The organism is Corynebacterium sp. (assembly GCF_030530965.1).
Classification (GTDB): domain Bacteria; phylum Actinomycetota; class Actinomycetes; order Mycobacteriales; family Mycobacteriaceae; genus Corynebacterium.
In genome coordinates this window covers 10,535-14,030 of the sequence record NZ_JAUMTY010000007.1, presented here as the reverse complement: position 1 = coordinate 14,030, position 3,496 = coordinate 10,535, and the positions used below count along the sequence as shown (strand labels likewise).

Genomic DNA, 3,496 nt, shown 5'->3' with positions numbered 1-3,496 from the left:
CCACCACTGGAGTAGCCTAACCCGGCGGACACGACCCAGCCGCCGACCATCGCTCCCCCGGCATTCGCGAGGTTCAACGCGGACTGGTTGAGGGCGGACGCGAGGGTCTGCGCCTCACCGGCCGTGTCCATCAGCCGGGACTGCAGGTTCGGGGTGAGTAGCGATCCTGACATTCCGATCAGCGCGAAGTTGATGGTGCCGAGCCACGGGTTGTGGGAGGTGAAGAAGAACGCGGTCAAAATCACCATCATCACGATGAGCGAGAAGAAAATTCCGCGCTCCGGGTTGTAGTCCACCAGTTTTCCGCCGAACCAGGTGCCGATAATCATGCCGACGCCGTAGGACATCAACACGATCCACATGAGGCTTGCCGGCAGACCAGCGACTTCCGTCATCGTCCACGAAATGTAGGTGTAGACGGCGAACATGCCACCAAATCCGACAGTGCCCATGAGCAAGGTGAGCAGAACCTGCGGCTTAATCAGCGCGCTGAGCTCGGTCAACGGGTTCGTCGTGAGCATGAGGGTCATGTGCGGCAGCGCGATCCAAATCGAGACCAAGGTGACTAGCCCGATCAGCGACACCATGGCGTACGCATAATGCCAGCTCATGGCCTGGCCGATCGCCTGCGCAAGCGGCACACCGATCAACGTCGCGATCGGCAACCCCAGGTTCACGATGGCGATTGCTTGGCCTCGCTTACCAGGCTTGGACAGCGACACCGCAACCAGCGACGACACCCCGAAGAAAGCACCATGCGGAATACCCGCGATAAACCGAGCGGCTATCAGGCAGGGATAGTTCGGGGCAAACACACTCAAACCATTGCCGACGGTGAACGCCCCCATCAACAGGAGGAGGAGCCGCCGACGTGGGATTTTGCCGGTCAGGGCTGTGATCAGCGGCGCTCCGACGACGACGCCCATCGCGTAGGCGGTAACGATCCGGCCGGCGGCGCCGTCGGAAATGCCGTAGTCAGCGCCGATGTACTTCAGCAACCCCATGGAGACGAACTCCGTGGTGCCGATGCCGAACCCGCCGATCGAGAGCGCGATCAGGGCAAACAGGGCACGTCGGGACCCCATTTCGGTTTGCCGCGGGATCGGTTTGCGCTCTGGCATGCGCTCCACGACGACCTGCTTACTGCTGTTATAGGCGTGGCGTGAAGCCTGACCCGTTTTCACAGCAGCGGCGCGAGAGGTGTGGGCGGTTTTCGCTGCGACGGCACGCGAGGTGTGCGCCGTCTTTGCTGCAGCGGCACGGGACGAGTGGGCAGTTTTCGCGACTGCTTTCTTCGACGCCTGCGTGCTCTTTGCAACGGCCTTCTTGGATGCCTGCGTACTCTTTGCCACGACCTCTTTGCGCGCCTGAGCGCGGCGGGCGCGGTTATCGCGACGTTGCTGCGCTTTCGCCGCCTTGCGGGCGGCTTTGTCCTCTGCGGTGCCATGGGTGGCAGCGCCGTGCTCGTCTTCACCTGCATCGTCAAGGGAGTATCCGTTGCCGTGGGCCTGCGGGTGGTCATCGATGTCGATGCTCAGCGACTGGTGGACCAGCGTTGCGTACGGCTCTTGCGGAGCCTCCGATGCGTCGCCGAATTCACGCTCCGATTCACGCTCGTCGGACGCCTTCATGCCCTCTGGTGCATGGGCATCTCCCGTGGCGACGGGCTCGGTCAGTGCGCGTGGCGCAATGATGTAGTTGTCTGCGTCCATATAGTCGCGAAAAACGTCGACGGCTCTACGGATGAGGCTCCCCACAGGCATCACACTTCCTCTTCTCTTGACGTCGGTGCGTCATCTACTCGTGATCGTGTGTCGATGTAGTCGGTGTAAACGTGAATTTGTCTGTCTTGCGTCGGTATTCGTTCGGTCGAAATCAGGGGGTTATGCGGACGCGGAATTGACGGAATTGACGGGCGAAGCGACACATTGTCATGTCTCCGGAGGTTTCCTTGTGGTCGCGTTCGAGTTGCCTACATTTGCACATACGTGTGCGATCGTGCAATGCGAAATGGGCATTTTCCCCTGCACAATTCATTACATTCCCGTGCGGAGTGTGATTCGTTTTACTTTGTTGGGCTTCGAGGCGGGGTAATTTCAGCTCTCCTGGGCGAAGTATCTCAGCTGCAGCCGCGATGGGTCGGCTGGCTGGCCCGGTTGACTGGCTCGGCTTCGTCCGACTTTGTCGGACTGTATGGCCCGACCGGCTGTGTCCGACGTCGTCCGTCTCTGTGAAGGAAGCCGTGTCCGGTTTTGTCGGGACCGACAGGTAATCTTGACCCTGAATTTAGGCACGACCTCGCGCCTTCATCACGCTGTCATCCCGACGCCCCCAGCCCGGCCGACACACCCTCACTAACAGAAGGACTTCCAGTGAGCTCATCTGACGTGCGAACACAGGACACTCGACGCCCCCGCTTCTACCTCACCCCGATGCGCCCACGCGATCCTGAACAACCTCATCGCGCTGCGACCGTTCTTGAGCTCTTCTTCGACCTGGTCTTCGTCGTTGCCGTATCGACGGCTGGCGTGCAGTTGCACCATGCCCTCACCGAAGGCCACGCGGGCAAGGGCATTGGCCTATATCTCATGGTGTTCTTCACCATTTGGTGGGCGTGGATGAACTTCACCTGGTTCGCCACCAGTTTTGATAGCGACGACTGGCTCTACCGTTTAAGCACATTCGTGCAGATGGCGGGCGTGCTGGTTCTCACCGCCGGGATCGGCGACGTGTTTGAAGACCGTAATTTCAGCATCATGGCCATCGGCTATGTCATCATGCGCGTGGCCATGGGAGCACAGTGGCTTCGGGCTTCACGCGCTAAGGGGCGGGAAGGCCGTTCGGCGTTGATCTACGCCATCGGTATTTTGTCAGCGCAGGTGTTGTGGGTGATCGCGGCGGTGGTCACGTCGGGACACATTCCCCTGTGGATTTTCGTGTTTTTCGTCCTCGTGGAATTGTCGGTTCCCCTGGTTGCCGAGGTCACGGGTGGTACGCCGTGGCACCGGGAGCATATTGCGGAGCGGTACGGCCTGTTCACCATCATTGTTTTAGGTGAGTCGCTGCTGGGTTCGGCCAATGCGATTATCGAGGCGCTCGACGAGGGCGAGCACATTGGCCAGCTGATCGATGTGTCGATCATGACCATCGTGATCAGCGCGGGCATTTGGTGGATCTACTTTTATCCCCGGCATACGGAGCGCCTATCGAACTCGTCGATTCTGTTGTCTGTCCGGTGGGGTTATGCACACTACCTGATTTTCGCGTCGGCTGGCGCGTTCTCGGCGGGGATCGAGGCGCTCGTGGACTATGTCACCGGCTCGTCGGAGCTTTCCTATGTCGCTGTGTCGTTGACGGTGACTGTGCCGGTGGCTGTTTTCATCCTCGCGATTTGGGCGGTCGCGTACCCTGGGACTCCGCGAATTGTGCGGACCGTGATTCCGATTGGGGCGGTCGTGACGGTGGCGTCCACCTGGGTGCCGGTGCCCGTCGCTGG

At 60.4% G+C, this 3,496-nt stretch carries 2 protein-coding genes; one reads left to right on the top strand and one right to left on the bottom strand.

What is annotated here, in order from left to right; genetic code table 11:
- Positions 1-1,757 (bottom strand): MFS transporter (locus Q3981_RS02650; protein WP_303123622.1); only part of this gene is annotated, 1,757 nt, incomplete at its 3' end.
- A 615-nt stretch (positions 1,758-2,372) separates the two neighbouring features.
- Between Q3981_RS02650 and Q3981_RS02645 the strand changes: the two genes are divergently transcribed.
- Positions 2,373-3,496 (top strand): low temperature requirement protein A (locus Q3981_RS02645; protein ID WP_303123620.1); only part of this gene is annotated, 1,124 nt, incomplete at its 3' end.